This is a genomic window from Clostridium thermobutyricum (assembly GCF_000371465.1).
In the GTDB taxonomy this organism is placed as follows: Bacteria; Bacillota; Clostridia; order Clostridiales; family Clostridiaceae; genus Clostridium; species Clostridium thermobutyricum.
This window is the reverse complement of sequence record NZ_KB850956.1, coordinates 2,592,867-2,608,291: the sequence shown is the minus strand read 5'-3', so window position 1 is coordinate 2,608,291 and position 15,425 is coordinate 2,592,867. Positions and strand designations below refer to the sequence as shown.

The window sequence follows — 15,425 nt, the reverse complement described above, 5'->3', positions numbered from 1 at the left end:
TTATGAAAAAAACTAGCTTAGTATATAAGCTTATCATAACATTTACTTTGATTTTAGCAGCTACAGCAATACTAGTAGCAGGTACTCTATCTATTTGGTTTAAGAGTTATTATTTTAATCAAAAGAAAGAAGAGTTTAATAGCCAAAGCACAATTATAGAAAATGCAGCAATAACATATTTGACTTTAGATAGTAGCTCAAATCTATCTACTTTAAAAAATGTAATGGATTTTGTTAGTAAGTCAGTAAATGCGGATATTTTGATAGCTGACCAGATAGGTTATACCTATGCTGTTTCGAGTGTAAGTCATGAAGATTATAAGTTTTCTAATTTAAATATACCTGAAAAGGAAATGAATATTTTAAAACAAGGAAAATCCATTGTATATAATAATATAAAAGGTAACGATGGAAATGAATATGTGTATATGACGCCTATATTTAAAGGAGCTTCTTTTAGTGGAATAATTGTAATGATAGCTCCTTTGAGCAGTATAAATTCATCTTTAATAAAAGCAAACGAAGTAATTTGGCTTACTGCGTTTATTGCTATAATTATTGGAGCAATAATTGTTTATTTTTATGCAAAGAAAAGGTTAATTGAGCCTATTGATAAAATAAAAACAGCAGCTAGAAGAATTGCTAGAGGTGAAGTTAATGAGGAAATATCAGTTACATCAAATGATGAAATAGGTGAACTTGCAGATTCTTTCAATGTAATGGCAGAGTCGTTAAAAACTGTAGATGAAAATAGGAAAGCCTTTATATCAAATGTTTCTCATGAATTAAGATCTCCTATAACATCAATAAAAGGATTTATATCAGGTATATTAGATGGTGTAATTCCTAGAGATAAAGAAGGATACTATTTAAAAATAGTTTATGATGAAACAGAAAGATTATCTAGACTTATAAATGATTTACTTGATATATCTACTATGGAAACAGGAAAATTAAAATTAAATCTTCAAGAAATAGATATAAGTAATATGATTAGACAATGTCTAGCTAAGTTTGAAGGAATAATAAAAGAGAATGGCTTTAATGTTGATGTAACATTAGAAATGGCCCATCAGTATGTATATGCAGATAACGATAGATTGATACAAGTTATAACAAATTTAATTGATAATGCATTAAAATATGGTTATGAAAATGGTAATATAAAGATAAATACTAAATCAAAAGGTGATAAAGTTTATATTAGTATATATAATGACGGACCAACACTTACTAAAGAGCAAACAGTGAAAATTTGGGATAGATTCTACAAATCTGATATATCTAGAACTAATAAGGTAAGTACTGGATTAGGTTTACCTATAGTAAGACTTATATTATCAGAACATGGAGAAGATATTTGGGTGGAAAACTGTAAAGACCAAGGAGTTGTATTTAAATTTACATTAAAAAAAGTATAAATGTTTGGTGGTAAGGATGAGTATTAATACTAAAAAAACGGAAAAACGACAAGGGAAAATAAATATAAAAAATAAAACACCTTTGTTTACCAGAAATAACTTATATATTTTTATAATAATAATTGTAACAGCTATAATTACTGGAGTAGTAACAACTGAATATGTAAATAATAAAGTAAGTAATTTAATTAATAATGCAGTAAATTCTTCTGAAAGTAATAATATAACAGCGAATATTATAAAACAAGTTAGTCCTTCATTAGTTACAATAGGATCTTCAGAAAAAGATCTTAGTACAATAGAAGTAAATCCTAATAACACTACAGGAGTAGTAATAAGTAAAGAAGGATTAATTATAACAAGTTATGACTTTATAAAAGATATGAAAGATATTTATGTTAAGTTACCTGCTAAAGGGGTTAAAGCTGAAAAAGCAGTTTTATTAGGATATGATAAAGACACTGGAATAGCAGTTCTTAAAATTAACGGAAAAAATTTAACTCCAATATCATATTCAAATCAGTTAAGTTATAAAACTGGTGATGTTGTTGAATCTATGGGAAATGCAACAGGAGATAATTATATTGGAATGATAACTCCAGGAGTAATAACTTCAACAAATTACTCTATAAAAATAGATGGAGAAAGATATAGTATAATTCAAACTAATGCAATAATGGATTCACAAAATTATGGAGGAGTACTTTGTAATTCAAAAGGGCAAATGATAGGATTTAATAGTGAGTACTTAACTAAGAAATATAATTTAGATGGATTATATTTTGCAATTGGAAATGATGCAGTTGTTAAGAGTGTTCAGGATATATTAAATCAATCTAATGTTCTTGGAGTTGAAGGAGCAGAGTTAGATAATAAAACTGGATTCTATATTTCAAATATAGGTGAAGGGAGTCCCGCACAAAAGGCTGGATTAAAAGCAACTGACATAATAAAATCAGTTGATGGAAAAGATATGGATAGTTTAGAAGATTTTTATACATCTGTAAAAGGATTGAAAAAAGGTGAAAATATAAAACTTGATATTCTAAGAGATGGAAAATCTAAAGAAGTTAATATAACCATTTAATAAAGAGGCTTTTTTTAAAGTCTCTTTATTATTGTTAAAATTTAGTATAATATTATAGAGTGATTTGAATTATAGTATAATTAGTGATAAATAAGTGAAATACTAAGTAAATAAATTACAAGGAGATAGCATATGTTTTTAATAATAGGACTAGGAAATATAGGAGAAAAATACGATAGTACTAGACATAATATAGGCTTCGATGCTATTGATAAAATTGCAGAAGTGTATAATATTAGTATAAATAGGAAAAAATTTAAAGGTGAATATGGAGAAGGTTTTATAGGTGGAGAAAAAACTTTAATAATAAAACCTACTACATTTATGAATCTAAGTGGGGAGTGTGTTAGAGAGGTTATAGATTTTTATAAATTAACAAATGAAGATATTTTAGTTATTTATGATGATATAAGCTTAGACGTAGGAAAACTTAGAATAAGAGAAAAAGGAAGTGCTGGTGGGCATAATGGTATAAAAAGTATCATAAGTCATTTAGGTACAGATCAATTTTCAAGAATTAAAATAGGGGTAGGACAACCTAAAGATGATTTAGTTAAACATGTTTTAGGAAATTTTTCTAAAATAGAGAGAGAAATTTTAGATGATAGTTTAGAAGCAGTAGCAAAGGCAGCAGAGACTGTAATTAAAGAAGATACAAAAACTGCTATGAATAAGTTTAATGGATTTAAACCAAAAGAAATAGTATAGAGGTGATGTATGCAATGAGATTAAGGGGTTTAATGGAACCTTTAATAACTAGCACAGAATTTAGTGAAATAAAGTCAAATATACAAAACAATAAATTTCCATTAGCTATATATGGTTTATCAGATTCAGGGAGAAGTTATTTTATAAATAGCATTTATGAAGAAGATGATAGGCCTTTAGTTGTCATTGCACATAGTGATATGGAAGCTAAAAATATATATGAAGATTTAAGCTTTTATAGCTTAGATGTTTATTATTTTCCAGTAAGAGAGGTTGTTTTTTATAATATAGATGCTATTTCAGGGGATTTAAGATGGGCTAGACTTAAAGTTATAAAAGAAATTCTTAATACTAAGAAAAAAATAATAGTAACATCTATAGAAGCATTTGCTTCAAATTATACACCAAGAGAATATTATAAAAATCATATAATCAAGTTAAAAGTTGAAAAAGAGGTAGATTTTAAAGAAATATCAAGAATTTTAGTTGAAAGTGGATATGAAAGAGTAGAGATGGTAGAAGGTAAAGGAGAATTTGCCTTAAGAGGAGGAATACTAGATGTATTCCCAATTGATGAAGAATATCCATATAGAATTGAGCTTTTTGGAGATGAAATTGATTCGATAAGAAGATTTAATGTTGAATCTCAAAGAAGTATAGATAAAGTTAAAAAGCTAGAAATATTTCCTGCAAAAGAGATTATTATAGATAATAACATAGTTAAAGAAAGTAGTGAAAAAATAAGAAAAGAATTAGTTGAATCTGTAAATAAAATAAGTGATATAGATTTAAAATCAAAACTTTCATCAACTATAAATAGAAATATAGAAGGTCTAGAAAATTTACTAGGCTTTGAAACTATGGATTCATATCTTCCATTTTTCTATGATAAAATGGAATCTTTTTTTGATTATTTAAAAAATTATAGATTTATTTTAGATGATACTGAAAGAAGTATTGGAAAATTAAATTCTACTTATATAGAGTTTAGAGAAAACTTTACTATGTTCTTAGAAAAAGGAAATATACTTCCTTCACAAGCAAAGCTTTTAATGGATGAAGAAAAGGTAATAGAAAAGTTAGAAACTAGTGAAATAATTACAATGGATATTTTCGCTAAAACAAGAGAATATTTAAAACCACATTCATTAGTTAATTTAAAGCAAATAACACTTCATAATTATCAAGGACAGTTAGAAATCCTTATAGAAGAAATTAAAGCTAAAAAAGAATTAGGATATAAGACATTAATACTTTCAGGAACTAGAACTAGAGGAGAAAGATTAGTTGATGTTTTAAGAGATAGAGAGATAGAAAGTGTTTATAAAGATGAAGTAGATAATATACAATTTGGAGAAGTTGTAATAACATTTGGTAATCTTTTAAAAGGATTTGAATATCCAGAACAAAAAATTTGTGTTATTTCTGATAAAGAAGTTTTTGGTGAAGCAAAAAGAAAACCTAAAAAGAAACCTAAAAACAAAAAAGGTGTAGCAAAAATAACGTCTTTTACAGAGCTTAAAATAGGAGATTATGTAGTTCACGTAAATCACGGAGTTGGAGTTTATAAAGGAATTAAACAAATAGATGTTGGCGGAATAAAGAGAGATTATCTTGATATAGTTTATCAAAAAGGAGATAAACTTTATATTCCAGTTGATCAATTAGATTTAGTTCAAAAATATATTGGTGGAGAAGGTAAAGTTCCAAAAGTAAATAAGCTTGGAGGAGCTGAATGGCAAAAGGCTAAACTTAAAGCAAGAAAATCAATAAATGAAATTGCACAAGATTTAGTTAAACTTTATGCAGAAAGATCAACTGTTAAAGGATATAAATATAGTAAAGATACAGAATGGCAAAAACAATTTGAAGATGAATTTCCACATGAAGAAACTCCAGATCAACTTACATCATTAGCAGAGATAAAAGAAGATATGGAATCTAGCAAAGTAATGGATAGACTTCTTTGCGGAGATGTTGGATATGGAAAAACAGAGGTTGCAGTTAGGGCAGCATTTAAAGCTATAATGGATAATAAACAAGTAGCATTTTTAGTTCCAACTACTATACTTGCAGAACAACATTATAAAAATCTTAAAAAAAGATTTTCGGACTTCCCAGTTAAAATAGATATGATAAGTAGATTTAGAACAGCTAAACAACAAAAAGCAACTATTCAAGCAGCTAAAGAGGGTAATGTAGATATTCTTATAGGAACTCACAAATTAGTTGCAAAGGATATTCAATTTAAAGATTTAGGACTACTTATTATAGATGAAGAGCAAAGATTTGGAGTTAAGCAAAAAGAAAAAATAAAATCTTTAAAGAAAAATATAGATGTATTAACGCTTAGTGCTACACCAATACCAAGAACACTTCATATGTCTTTAACTGGGGCAAGAGATATTTCTGTAATAGAAACACCTCCGGAGGAAAGATATCCAATTCAAACTTATGTTATAGAACAGAATGACCAACTTGTAAGAGATGCAATAATAAGAGAAATGAATAGAGGTGGTCAAGTATTTTTTGTATATAACAGAGTTGAAAATATAGAAAAGATGGCAGCCTATATTAAAGATCTTGTTCCAGAAGCAAGAGTAACTTTTGCTCATGGAAGAATGACAGAAAGACAATTAGAAACTGAAATGATGAATTTTGTGGATAATCAATTTGATGTTCTTGTATGTACGACTATTATAGAAACTGGTATTGATATGCCTAATGTTAATACTATAATAGTTTGGGATGCTGATAAAATGGGACTTTCACAGTTATATCAATTAAGAGGAAGAGTTGGAAGAACTAATAAGATAGCTTATGCATATCTTTTATACACAAAAGATAAAGTATTAACAGAAGTTGCTGAAAAAAGATTAAAGGCACTTAAAGATTTTACTGAACTTGGTTCTGGTTTTAAGATAGCTATGAGAGACTTAGAAATAAGAGGAGCAGGGAATATGATGGGATCTTCTCAACATGGGCATATGGCAACTATAGGATATGATCTTTACTGTAGAATGTTAGAAGATACTATTAAACTTATAAAAGGTGAAATATCAAAAGAACCAGTTGAAACAACAGTAGATATTAAGGTTGATGCATTTATTCCAAGTGGATATATAGAAGATGAAAATCTTAAAATTGAAGTTTATAAGAAAATTGCAGCTATTGAAAGTATAGATGACTATATGGAAATAAAAGATGAATTAGAAGATAGATATTCAGAAATACCTGATAGTGTTTATAATCTTATGGATATAGCTTATATTAAAAGTAAAGCTAAACTTTTAGGAGTTGAAGAAATAAAGGAAACACCTAAAGGAATAATATTTAAGTTTGTAGAAAATGATAAAGATTATATAGAAGTATTTAAAGCTATATCTGAGAAATATAAAGATAAATTTGTTCTTAAATTTGGTCAAAGTCCAGAATTTTATTTTAAGCAAAGCAGTATAAAAAAAGAAGATACATTGGCATTCTTTAAAGAAATGTTTGATAATATTATAAAAGTAATAAATATGTAAAGTTTCTTGAATTGAATTAATGTAATAATATTGATATACTAAGAAGAACATGTGAACAATGAAAATTTTAAGTAAAGTGAGGTAGAAACGTGGGTAAAGTTAAAAGTTTAGTTGCAATCGGAATAGTTGCTTTAGTAAGTTTATCTATTGTTGGTTGTAAAATGATACAAAAAACTCCAGAAGCAATTCAAAACGAAGTGTTAGCTAAAGTTGGAGATCAAAAAATAACAAGAGGTGATCTTGATAAATCTATGGCACCATTGCTTGCACAAGTTAAAAAGCAATACGGCGATAACTTTATGGATAATGCATCAGTTAAACAACAATATATAGAGGCTGAAACAGAGCAATTAAATGGTATGGTAGACCAAGCGATAGTACTTCAAGAAGCAGTTAAATTAAAGACTGTTCCAAGTGATGCTGATCTTCAAAAACAAATAGATGAAAGAATAAAATTTATGGAACAAATGTATGGTGGTCAAGAAGGTTACCAAAATGCGCTTAAACAAGCAGGTTTAACTCAAGAAGAGTTCCAAAAACAAATTAAAGATCAAATAATAATAAATAATACATTAGAAAACTATGTTTATAAAGATATAAAAGTAACTGATCAACAAGCTCAAGATTACTATAATAAAAATAAAATGGAATTTACAACTAAAGATTCAGGAGCTGATGTTTCTCATATATTAGTTAAAACTAAAGAAGAAGCAGAAAAAATAGAAGCAGATCTTAAAAAAGACAATGGTAAGAACTTCGCAGAACTTGCTAAACAATACAGTCAAGATCCAGGTTCAAAAGATAAAGGTGGAAGCTTAGGATTCGTAAATTATGATTCAACTCAATTAGTTCAACCATTTATGCAAGCATTAAGAACATTAACTAAGAACGGTGAAATTTCACAACCAGTTCAAAGTCAATATGGATGGCACATAATTAAAGTTGAAAATGTTAAATTAGCATTCCAACCATTCAAAGATGTTCAAAAACAAATCATTGAACAATTAACTCAACAACAACAACAAACTAAATTAAGTACAGACTTAGAAAATTGGAAAAAAGATTTAAATGTAAAAATTTATACAGATAAATTAAATAAATAATTTAAATTTAGGAAGATAGTTAAATAGCTATCTTCCTTTTTAAATGAAAAAACTACCGAATAAAGTAACTTCGGTAGTTTCTTTTTTATAAAATTTTGTTGAATAGATAATATTTAATTATATTCCTTAAAAAGGGGATATATGCAAGGAGTTTAATTTGTATATACTAAATATGCAAAAAATTAAATAAATTTGTAAAAATAAAATATAAATAATGGTTGTATGGGTATAAAATTTCTGTCTAGTCAAATAATAATAGGGAAATAAAGAAAATAAGTTTTAGTTTTTAAAACTTTAAGGAGGTTTATATAAATTATGAAAGCAACAGGAATTGTAAGAAGAATCGATGATTTAGGTAGAGTTGTTATACCAAAAGAAATAAGAAGAACATTAAGAATCAGAGAAGGAGACCCTTTAGAAATATTTACTGATAGAGAAGGTGGAGTTATATTAAAAAAATATTCTCCAATTGGAGAGTTAACAGACTTCTCTAAGGAGTATGCTGAAAGCCTTCAACAAACAGTAGGAAATATTGTTATAATTGCTGATAAAGATGCATTTATATCATCTTCAGGAGCTTCTAAAAAAGAATATATTGATAGAAAAATAAGTCCTGATTTAGAAGAAATTATGGAAGGAAGAAAAGTTGTTCACTTAACAGGAGATAAAGTAATTCCTTTACATAATGATGAAATTGCTAATGAAATAAAAGAAGAAGTTATTGCACCTATTATAGCTGAAGGAGATGCTATAGGAGCAGTAATCATAATGTCAAAAACTGATAGCAAATTTGGTGAAGTTGAATTAAAAGTTGCTGAAGCAGCTGCATCATTCTTAGGAAAACAAATGGAATAATAGTACATAATTAAAAAATAGTAATAATACCTCTAAACTTTAAATACTAATAATAGAAAAGAAAAGTTTGGAGGTATTTTATGAGAAAGCAATCCTTGATAAAAGGAAGTTTAGTTTTAGGGGTAGCTGGAATAATAGCGAAATTTCTTGGTCTATTTTTCAGATGGCCTCTTATAATGTTAATTGGTGATGAAGGGATTGGTTTTTATCAAATGTCTTATCCACTTTTAATGTTTTTTGTTGCTATTGCATCAGGAGTCCCAGTGGCTATTTCTAAAATAGTATCTGAAAATAATGCCGTTGGAGATATAGAAGGAAGTTTTAAAGTTGTTAAATCTTCAACACATCTAATGTTATTATTAGGAACAGTAACAAGTGTTATATTATTTGTATTTGCTAAGCCAATTATACACTTATTAAAATGGGATTCTAAAGCTTATTATTCTCTAATTGGAATATCATTTGCACCATTAGTATTATCAATAATGACTATATTTAGAGGCTTTTTTCAAGGCTTACAAAACATGACTCCATCAGCAGTGTCTCAAGTATTAGAGCAATTTGGAAGAGTAATTTGTGGAGTTGGACTAGCAGTGTTATTGTTACCAATGGGAATAGAATTTGCTGCTGGAGGAGCAGCATTTGGTGCTGCCGCAGGTGGAATTCTTGGAGGATCATATCTTTTTTATAAATATAGAAAAGTTAAAAAAGAATGTGGAATAAAAAAAATAAAAACAAGCCCAGAAATATTAGATAAAATTTTAAAAATAGCTGCACCAATTTCATTAGCAGCAACTGTTAGTACAGTTATGAGTTTAATAGATTCTATATGTATACCACAAAAATTATTAGAAGCTGGGTATACTAGTCAGCAATCAACAATTCTTTATGCTCAATTAACAGGTAAAGCTGCAGTAATAGTTAATATTCCAATGACATTATCAATAGCTTTATGTGCATCTTTAGTTCCTATTATTGCTGAAAGTTATATATTGAATAAGAAGAGAGAAGTAAATAATAAAGTTGAATTAGCTATTAAAATATCTGGTGTTGTAGCAATACCTTGTATGATAGGAATATTTATATTAGCAGAACCTATAATGAAATTAGTTTTTCAAGGGAGATTTGAAGGGGTAGAGATTTTAAGGTATATGGGAATAACTATACCATTTATAATATTAACGCAAACTACAACTTCAATATTACAAGGTGTAGGTAAATATGTTTTACCAGTAATAACTTTAGTAATAGGATGTGTAATAAAATTAGGATTAACATTAGTTTTAGTACCAAATCCTAAAATAAATATTTATGGAGCTGTTATAGCAAGCATTGTTGCATATATAGTAGTAGCCATAATGAATATAATAATATTAAAATTTGTATTAAAGGTTAGAACAAGAGTTCATAATAACCTAATAAAACCGGTTTACGCTTCCATAGGAATGGGAGTATGTGTATTCTTGTCATATAAATTTATGTTTTTATACACAGGAAGTAATGGTATATCTTGCTTAATATCAATATTTTTAGGTATTATAATATATATAACGTTAATTATGCTTATGAAAGTATTTAAGGTAAGCGAAGTAATGAATAGATTACCTAGATTTAAATAAAAAGGAGATATTATATGATTAAGATAATAGGATTAGGTCCGGGAGCACCAGAAGCACTTACAGTAGGCGCTTTAATGCTTTTAGAAAACAGTGATAATATATTTTTTAGAACAGAAATTCACCCAACTGTTGATTTTATAAAGGAAAAGGATATAAAGTTCGAAACATATGATGAATACTATAACAAGTATGATAGTTTTGATGATGTTTATATGAACATTGCAAAAGATTTAATAATAAAAGAAAAAGAACTTGAGAGTGACATAGTATACGCAGTTCCTGGGCATCCTTTAGTTGCAGAAAAATCTGTTTCTAATCTTATGAGACTTTGTTATGAAAATAACATAGAATATGAAATACTTCCAGCTGTAAGTTTTATAGATGCTATGATGGATAGATTAGAAATAGATCCAATTGAAGGATTAAAGGTAATAGATGCTTTTGATATACAAAATCAGATATTAGACAAGAGAATTGGAACAATAATAACTCAAGTTTATAATCCTTTTATAGCTTCAGAAGTTAAATTAAAATTATTAGAATCTTATAAAGATGAAACAGAAATAATTTATGTAAGAGCTGCAGGTGTAAAAGGTGTAGAAAGAATAAGAACTATACCTTTATATGAGCTTGATATGCAAGAAGATATAGATTATCTAACTTCAATTTATATTCCAAAAGATATAAATAATAAAAAAGATATTTATGATTTAATTCAAATAGTAGATGTATTAAGAGGTGAAGGAGGATGTCCTTGGGATGCAGAGCAAACTCATGAGAGTCTTAGAAATGCAATAATTGAGGAAAGCTATGAAGTTGCTGATGCAATAGATAAAGAAGATGATAATGCATTAATTGAGGAGCTTGGTGATGTATTATTACACGTAATTTTTCATGCTGCAATAGGAAAAGAAGACTGCTATTTTGATTTTGGAGACATAATAGATGGAATATGTGAAAAAATGATATATAGACATCCTCATGTATTTAAAAGTGAGAAAGTTTCTGGCGCAGAAGAAGTAGTAGAAAATTGGGATGAATTAAAGAAAACTGAAAAAGGATTTAGTACAATAACTGAAGAGTTAGAGGCAATTGCAAATTCACTTCCAGGACTAATAAAAGCTCATAAAGTTCAAAAGAAAGCTAGTAGAGTAGGATTTGATTGGACAGAAAATCAAATAGAAGAGGCTTCTAATAAGGTGAAAGAAGAGTTAAACGAAGTTTTAGATGTATATAAAACTGGAGAAGAGGATAAAATAAAAGAAGAGATAGGAGATTTATTCTTCGCATGCGTTAATGTAAGTAGATTTTTAAACGTAAATGAAGAAGAAGCTATTAATTTATCAATTAAGAAATTTATAAGAAGATTTAAATATATAGAAGAAAATTCTATAAAAAAAGGTAAAAATCTAAATGAAATGACATTAAAAGAAATGGATGAACTTTGGGAAGAGGCGAAAAAATTAGAAAATAGCACTCTATAGAAGGAATTTCAGAATTTGTGGAGAATATAATACTTTGTTGAAAACTATACTGTAAATCTAGTTGTATTATTTAAATTTTTTACAAAAGTATTGAATAATTTAATTAATCGGTGTAGACTAGTTAAAAAAGTAATAATATAATAGGGTAAGTAAGTATAGTACATAATTAAGAGTTAACAAGTACTATAAATAAATAGCTTGTTATTTAAGGAGGATGTAATTGTGAATAAAGCAGAATTAATCACTAGTATGGCTGAAAAGTCTAAATTAACTAAAAAAGATGCGGAATTAGCATTAAAAGCATTCATTGAAAGCGTTGAAGAAGCATTAGAAAATGGTGAAAGAGTTCAATTAGTTGGATTCGGTACTTTCGAAACTAGAGAAAGAGCAGCTAGAGAAGGAAGAAACCCAAGAACTAAAGAAACTATAAAAATCGCTGCTTCAACAGTTCCAGTATTCAAAGCTGGTAAAGAATTTAAAGAAAAAGTAAACAATAAGTAATTAAAATATAATACTTAATTTAAAGCCCGAGGTAACTCGGGTTTTTTTACTACTTAGAAAAGGAGAAAAAATATGAGATTAGATAAATATTTAAAAGTTTCAAGGTTAATAAAAAGAAGAACAGTAGCTAAAGAAGCTTGTGAAAGTGAAAGAGTAACTATAAATGGAAAAATAGCTAAATCATCAACAACTGTTAAAGAAGGAGATGTAATAGAGATAACTTTTGCAAATAGAAGTTTAAAAGCTGAAATAATAAATATAGCAGAACATGTTAGAAAAGATGACGCAAAAGAAATGTATAGAATAATTGAATAGTATTTATAAAAAATGTATAGAATTAATTTTAGAATAAAGAATATAGTAAAATAATTTGTCATATATTCATAAAGAGAAATACTCTATAAAGGAGAAAAATTATGGATAAGACAAAAAATCCTATTCAAACAAAAGTTTCAAGTATATCATTAGAAAACAGAAGAAAGATGCTATTAACAGGTGTTAATGAGGTTTTAAGCTTTAATGATGAGAAAATAATATTAAATACAGTTTTAGGGAAGTTGAACATAAAAGGACAAAACCTAAAAATGAATAAGCTTGATGTAAAGAATGGAGATGTTATTGTAGATGGATATATAACAAGTCTTATATACAATAACAAAAAAGACAAAAAGAAGAGAAGCTTAATTCGACTTATACGTAGAAAGAGGGTGGAATAATGCCTCTAAATACGGGAGTACAGTTAGATATAGTTATTTATAGCCTTTTAGCTGGTGTTATTGTAGGAAGTTTATTTGATGTTTATAGAATAATTCGCGGAAAAGACACTTTTAAAATAGTTATAGTAATAGAGGATATATTATTTTGGACACTAAGTGCCGTAATAGTGTTTGCATTTTTACTTTACAATAACTATGCGTTTATGGGGCCATATGTATATCTATTTATATGTGTAGGATTAATAATATACTTAAAGCTTCTTAGCAGATTTATTTATTCATTTGAAGTATTTATATTGAGCTCTATAGGAAAAATATTGAGAATAAGCTATAAAAATGCAACATATCCAATAAGATTTATATATTATAAAACAACACATAAAGAATAAATATACTAAAAAAGGCTTGAATAAACATGTACTAATGTTTAAAATGGAAATATGAGAATTAAAAATGGGGTACTATAGATGAGAAAGGTGTTAAAGGGTAAAAATCTAATATTCTTACTATTAGGTGGAATTTTTCTTATTGGGTTTGTAAAGCAAGAGATAGCTTTGAATGATATAAAGAAAGATATATCCACTAAAAAAACTGAATTACAGCAGTTGAAAGATAAGAATAAAATACTAGAGGAAAAAATAAAAATTGCAAATACAGATGAATATATTGAGACCTTAGCTAGAGAAAGACTTGACATGGTTAAACCAGGTGAAGAAGTAATAAAAGACAAAAAAGGTGACTCAAATTCAAAAAATTAGGTTATTATTATTTAATAGCATATATATTTATTTAAAATTAAGGAGGAATCTTTTAAAGATGAGCTTAGCGGCAGGAAACATATTAGAAGGTAAAGTGGTAAACATCACAAATTTCGGAGCGTTTGTAGAGGTAGAAGGTGGAAGTACTGGTTTAGTCCATATTTCTGAAGTAGCAGATTCTTTTGTAAAAGATATAAAAGAACATTTAAAAGAGGGAGATAAGGTTAAGGTTAAAGTTATTTCAATTGAAGATAATGGAAAAATAAGCTTATCTATAAAACAGGGAACACCAAAACCAAAAAAATCTACTAAACCTGCAGACTTCGATTGGACATCAGAAAAGAAAAAGGTATCAGGAAACTTCGAAGATAAACTTTCTAAGTTTCTAAAAGATAGCGAAGAAAGAATGATTGATGTTAAAAAACACCAAGAATTCAGAGGAAAGAACAGTAAAAAGAACTATTAATTAGTTAATTTGAAGAAATGAATTTATATAAATCTATTGAATTAGAAAAGTCTTTAATCAGCATGATTAAAGGCTTTTTATTAAATTAAATAAAAAAATATATATTAAATAAAAAAAATTTCAAAAAAAGCGTTGACATAAATATATACATACTATATAATAAACCTTGTCGTCAGGGACAAAACAAATTTTAAGCCGAAGTGGCGGAACTGGCAGACGCACAGGACTTAAAATCCTGCGGTGGTTAAACACCGTACCGGTTCGATTCCGGTCTTCGGCACCAAAATTTTTTTTACTTGATAGATAATTTAATATCGCGGGGTGGAGCAGTTGGTAGCTCGTCGGGCTCATAACCCGAAGGTCGTAGGTTCAAGTCCTGCCCCCGCAACCATTACATGGCGGAATAGCTCAGCTGGCTAGAGCATTCGGTTCATACCCGAAGGGTCGTAGGTTCAAGTCCTATTTCCGCTACCATTTAAACTTGTTGTCTTGCCGAAGTGGCGGAACTGGCAGACGCACAGGACTTAAAATCCTGCGGTGGTTAAACACCGTACCGGTTCGATTCCGGTCTTCGGCACCAAGTTTTTTTAAAATGACAGAAAATTTAATATCGCGGGGTGGAGCAGTTGGTAGCTCGTCGGGCTCATAACCCGAAGGTCGTAGGTTCAAGTCCTGCCCCCGCAACCATTATGTGGCGGAATAGCTCAGCTGGCTAGAGCATTCGGTTCATACCCGAAGGGTCGTAGGTTCAAGTCCTATTTCCGCTACCACTGTCAAGCCGAAGTGGCGGAACTGGCAGACGCACAGGACTTAAAATCCTGCGGTGGTTAAACACCGTACCGGTTCGATTCCGGTCTTCGGCACCAAGATAGATCTAAGATTTCTTAGATCTATTTTTTTATTCATTTTTAATTTAACATTCAAAAAGTAATTTAGATATTAAATATTATTCAAAGATTTAGAAGTATTCTTATAAAAATCAATGTTAAAAAATATAAACATATAGTATATGCACAAAGTAGAGTTTATTATGAAAAAATTTTTTTCTAATAAACTCTTTATTTTTACAATGGTCTACAAATTTAGAGAAATGCAGTTAAATAAAGTAGTAGTGCTATTTTGATGAATTTTACTGAATATATATAGATAAATGTGTAAAGAAATTTATGAAATAATATTG

General features: G+C 28.2%; 14 protein-coding genes and 7 tRNA genes. All 21 read left to right on the top strand.

Annotated elements, in window-relative coordinates; all coding sequences use genetic code 11:
- Nucleotides 1-2 precede the first annotated feature (2 nt).
- The 21 genes from HMPREF1092_RS12260 to HMPREF1092_RS12160 all read left to right on the top strand — a co-directional run bounded on the left by HMPREF1092_RS12260 (nucleotide 3) and on the right by HMPREF1092_RS12160 (nucleotide 15,111).
- The gene (locus tag HMPREF1092_RS12260; RefSeq protein WP_002598983.1) at nucleotides 3-1,421 is read left to right on the top strand and encodes a sensor histidine kinase; all 1,419 of its coding nucleotides are present in this window, start codon (nucleotides 3-5) and stop codon (nucleotides 1,419-1,421) included.
- 16 nt (nucleotides 1,422-1,437) lie between these two features.
- Nucleotides 1,438-2,508, top strand: coding sequence for a S1C family serine protease (locus HMPREF1092_RS12255; protein WP_002598982.1), 1,071 nt, complete (start codon nucleotides 1,438-1,440; stop codon nucleotides 2,506-2,508).
- Nucleotides 2,509-2,640: 132 nt separating this feature from the next.
- Nucleotides 2,641-3,216, top strand: a complete 576-nt coding sequence (gene pth / locus HMPREF1092_RS12250) for an aminoacyl-tRNA hydrolase (RefSeq protein WP_002598981.1) — start codon at nucleotides 2,641-2,643, stop codon at nucleotides 3,214-3,216.
- 14 nt (nucleotides 3,217-3,230) lie between these two features.
- Nucleotides 3,231-6,743 carry a transcription-repair coupling factor gene (gene mfd, locus HMPREF1092_RS12245; RefSeq protein ID WP_002598980.1) on the top strand — a complete coding sequence of 1,171 codons (3,513 nt, stop codon included), beginning with the start codon at nucleotides 3,231-3,233 and terminating at the stop codon, nucleotides 6,741-6,743.
- 89 nt (nucleotides 6,744-6,832) lie between these two features.
- The gene (locus HMPREF1092_RS12240; RefSeq protein WP_002598979.1) at nucleotides 6,833-7,846 is read left to right on the top strand and encodes a peptidylprolyl isomerase; all 1,014 of its coding nucleotides are present in this window, start codon (nucleotides 6,833-6,835) and stop codon (nucleotides 7,844-7,846) included.
- Between the two features lie 315 nt (nucleotides 7,847-8,161).
- A complete protein-coding gene (spoVT, locus tag HMPREF1092_RS12235) occupies nucleotides 8,162-8,701 on the top strand; it encodes a stage V sporulation protein T (RefSeq protein ID WP_002598978.1) in 540 nt (179 codons plus the stop codon).
- An 80-nt stretch (nucleotides 8,702-8,781) separates the two neighbouring features.
- A complete protein-coding gene (locus HMPREF1092_RS12230; protein WP_002598977.1) occupies nucleotides 8,782-10,320 on the top strand; it encodes a putative polysaccharide biosynthesis protein in 1,539 nt (512 codons plus the stop codon).
- A 14-nt stretch (nucleotides 10,321-10,334) separates the two neighbouring features.
- Nucleotides 10,335-11,804 (top strand): bifunctional methyltransferase/pyrophosphohydrolase YabN, encoded by a 1,470-nt coding sequence (gene yabN / locus HMPREF1092_RS12225; protein WP_002598976.1) that lies wholly within the window; start codon nucleotides 10,335-10,337, stop codon nucleotides 11,802-11,804.
- A gap of 222 nt (nucleotides 11,805-12,026) precedes the next feature.
- Nucleotides 12,027-12,305, top strand: coding sequence for an HU family DNA-binding protein (locus tag HMPREF1092_RS12220; protein ID WP_002598975.1), 279 nt, complete (start codon nucleotides 12,027-12,029; stop codon nucleotides 12,303-12,305).
- A 72-nt stretch (nucleotides 12,306-12,377) separates the two neighbouring features.
- Nucleotides 12,378-12,620 (top strand): RNA-binding S4 domain-containing protein, encoded by a 243-nt coding sequence (locus HMPREF1092_RS12215; RefSeq protein ID WP_002598974.1) that lies wholly within the window; start codon nucleotides 12,378-12,380, stop codon nucleotides 12,618-12,620.
- A gap of 101 nt (nucleotides 12,621-12,721) precedes the next feature.
- Nucleotides 12,722-13,021, top strand: a complete 300-nt coding sequence (gene yabP / locus HMPREF1092_RS12210; RefSeq protein WP_002598973.1) for a sporulation protein YabP — start codon at nucleotides 12,722-12,724, stop codon at nucleotides 13,019-13,021.
- Nucleotides 13,021-13,410, top strand: a complete 390-nt coding sequence (gene yabQ, locus HMPREF1092_RS12205; protein ID WP_002598972.1) for a spore cortex biosynthesis protein YabQ — start codon at nucleotides 13,021-13,023, stop codon at nucleotides 13,408-13,410. The genes yabP and yabQ overlap by 1 nt, the downstream gene beginning before the upstream one ends.
- 78 nt (nucleotides 13,411-13,488) lie before the next feature.
- Nucleotides 13,489-13,779, top strand: coding sequence for an FtsB family cell division protein (locus tag HMPREF1092_RS12200; protein WP_002598971.1), 291 nt, complete (start codon nucleotides 13,489-13,491; stop codon nucleotides 13,777-13,779).
- 58 nt (nucleotides 13,780-13,837) lie between these two features.
- Complete coding sequence (locus tag HMPREF1092_RS12195; RefSeq protein WP_002598970.1) at nucleotides 13,838-14,245, top strand: S1 domain-containing RNA-binding protein; 408 nt, start codon at nucleotides 13,838-13,840, stop codon at nucleotides 14,243-14,245.
- Nucleotides 14,246-14,439: 194 nt separating this feature from the next.
- Nucleotides 14,440-14,528: transfer RNA gene (locus HMPREF1092_RS12190), tRNA-Leu, on the top strand.
- Between the two features lie 32 nt (nucleotides 14,529-14,560).
- Nucleotides 14,561-14,636, top strand: a tRNA-Met gene (locus HMPREF1092_RS12185).
- 6 nt (nucleotides 14,637-14,642) lie between these two features.
- A tRNA-Met gene (locus HMPREF1092_RS12180) sits at nucleotides 14,643-14,719 on the top strand.
- 17 nt (nucleotides 14,720-14,736) lie between these two features.
- Nucleotides 14,737-14,825: transfer RNA gene (locus HMPREF1092_RS12175), tRNA-Leu, on the top strand.
- A gap of 31 nt (nucleotides 14,826-14,856) precedes the next feature.
- Nucleotides 14,857-14,932, top strand: a tRNA-Met gene (locus HMPREF1092_RS12170).
- Between the two features lie 6 nt (nucleotides 14,933-14,938).
- Nucleotides 14,939-15,015 (top strand) — tRNA-Met (locus HMPREF1092_RS12165).
- 7 nt (nucleotides 15,016-15,022) lie between these two features.
- Nucleotides 15,023-15,111: transfer RNA gene (locus HMPREF1092_RS12160), tRNA-Leu, on the top strand.
- Nucleotides 15,112-15,425: the final 314 nt, after the last annotated feature.

Bases quoted from the DNA above. Each gene is read 5' to 3' on its own strand.
- HMPREF1092_RS12260 (WP_002598983.1), top strand. From the start codon at position 3: ATGAAAAAAACTAGCTTAGTATATAAGCTTATCATAACATTTACTTTG.
- HMPREF1092_RS12255 (WP_002598982.1), top strand. From the start codon at position 1,438: ATGAGTATTAATACTAAAAAAACGGAAAAACGACAAGGGAAAATAAAT.
- pth (WP_002598981.1), top strand. From the start codon at position 2,641: ATGTTTTTAATAATAGGACTAGGAAATATAGGAGAAAAATACGATAGT.
- mfd (WP_002598980.1), top strand. From the start codon at position 3,231: ATGAGATTAAGGGGTTTAATGGAACCTTTAATAACTAGCACAGAATTT.
- spoVT (WP_002598978.1), top strand. From the start codon at position 8,162: ATGAAAGCAACAGGAATTGTAAGAAGAATCGATGATTTAGGTAGAGTT.
- HMPREF1092_RS12230 (WP_002598977.1), top strand. From the start codon at position 8,782: ATGAGAAAGCAATCCTTGATAAAAGGAAGTTTAGTTTTAGGGGTAGCT.
- yabN (WP_002598976.1), top strand. From the start codon at position 10,335: ATGATTAAGATAATAGGATTAGGTCCGGGAGCACCAGAAGCACTTACA.
- HMPREF1092_RS12215 (WP_002598974.1), top strand. From the start codon at position 12,378: ATGAGATTAGATAAATATTTAAAAGTTTCAAGGTTAATAAAAAGAAGA.
- yabP (WP_002598973.1), top strand. From the start codon at position 12,722: ATGGATAAGACAAAAAATCCTATTCAAACAAAAGTTTCAAGTATATCA.
- yabQ (WP_002598972.1), top strand. From the start codon at position 13,021: ATGCCTCTAAATACGGGAGTACAGTTAGATATAGTTATTTATAGCCTT.
- HMPREF1092_RS12200 (WP_002598971.1), top strand. From the start codon at position 13,489: ATGAGAAAGGTGTTAAAGGGTAAAAATCTAATATTCTTACTATTAGGT.
- HMPREF1092_RS12195 (WP_002598970.1), top strand. From the start codon at position 13,838: ATGAGCTTAGCGGCAGGAAACATATTAGAAGGTAAAGTGGTAAACATC.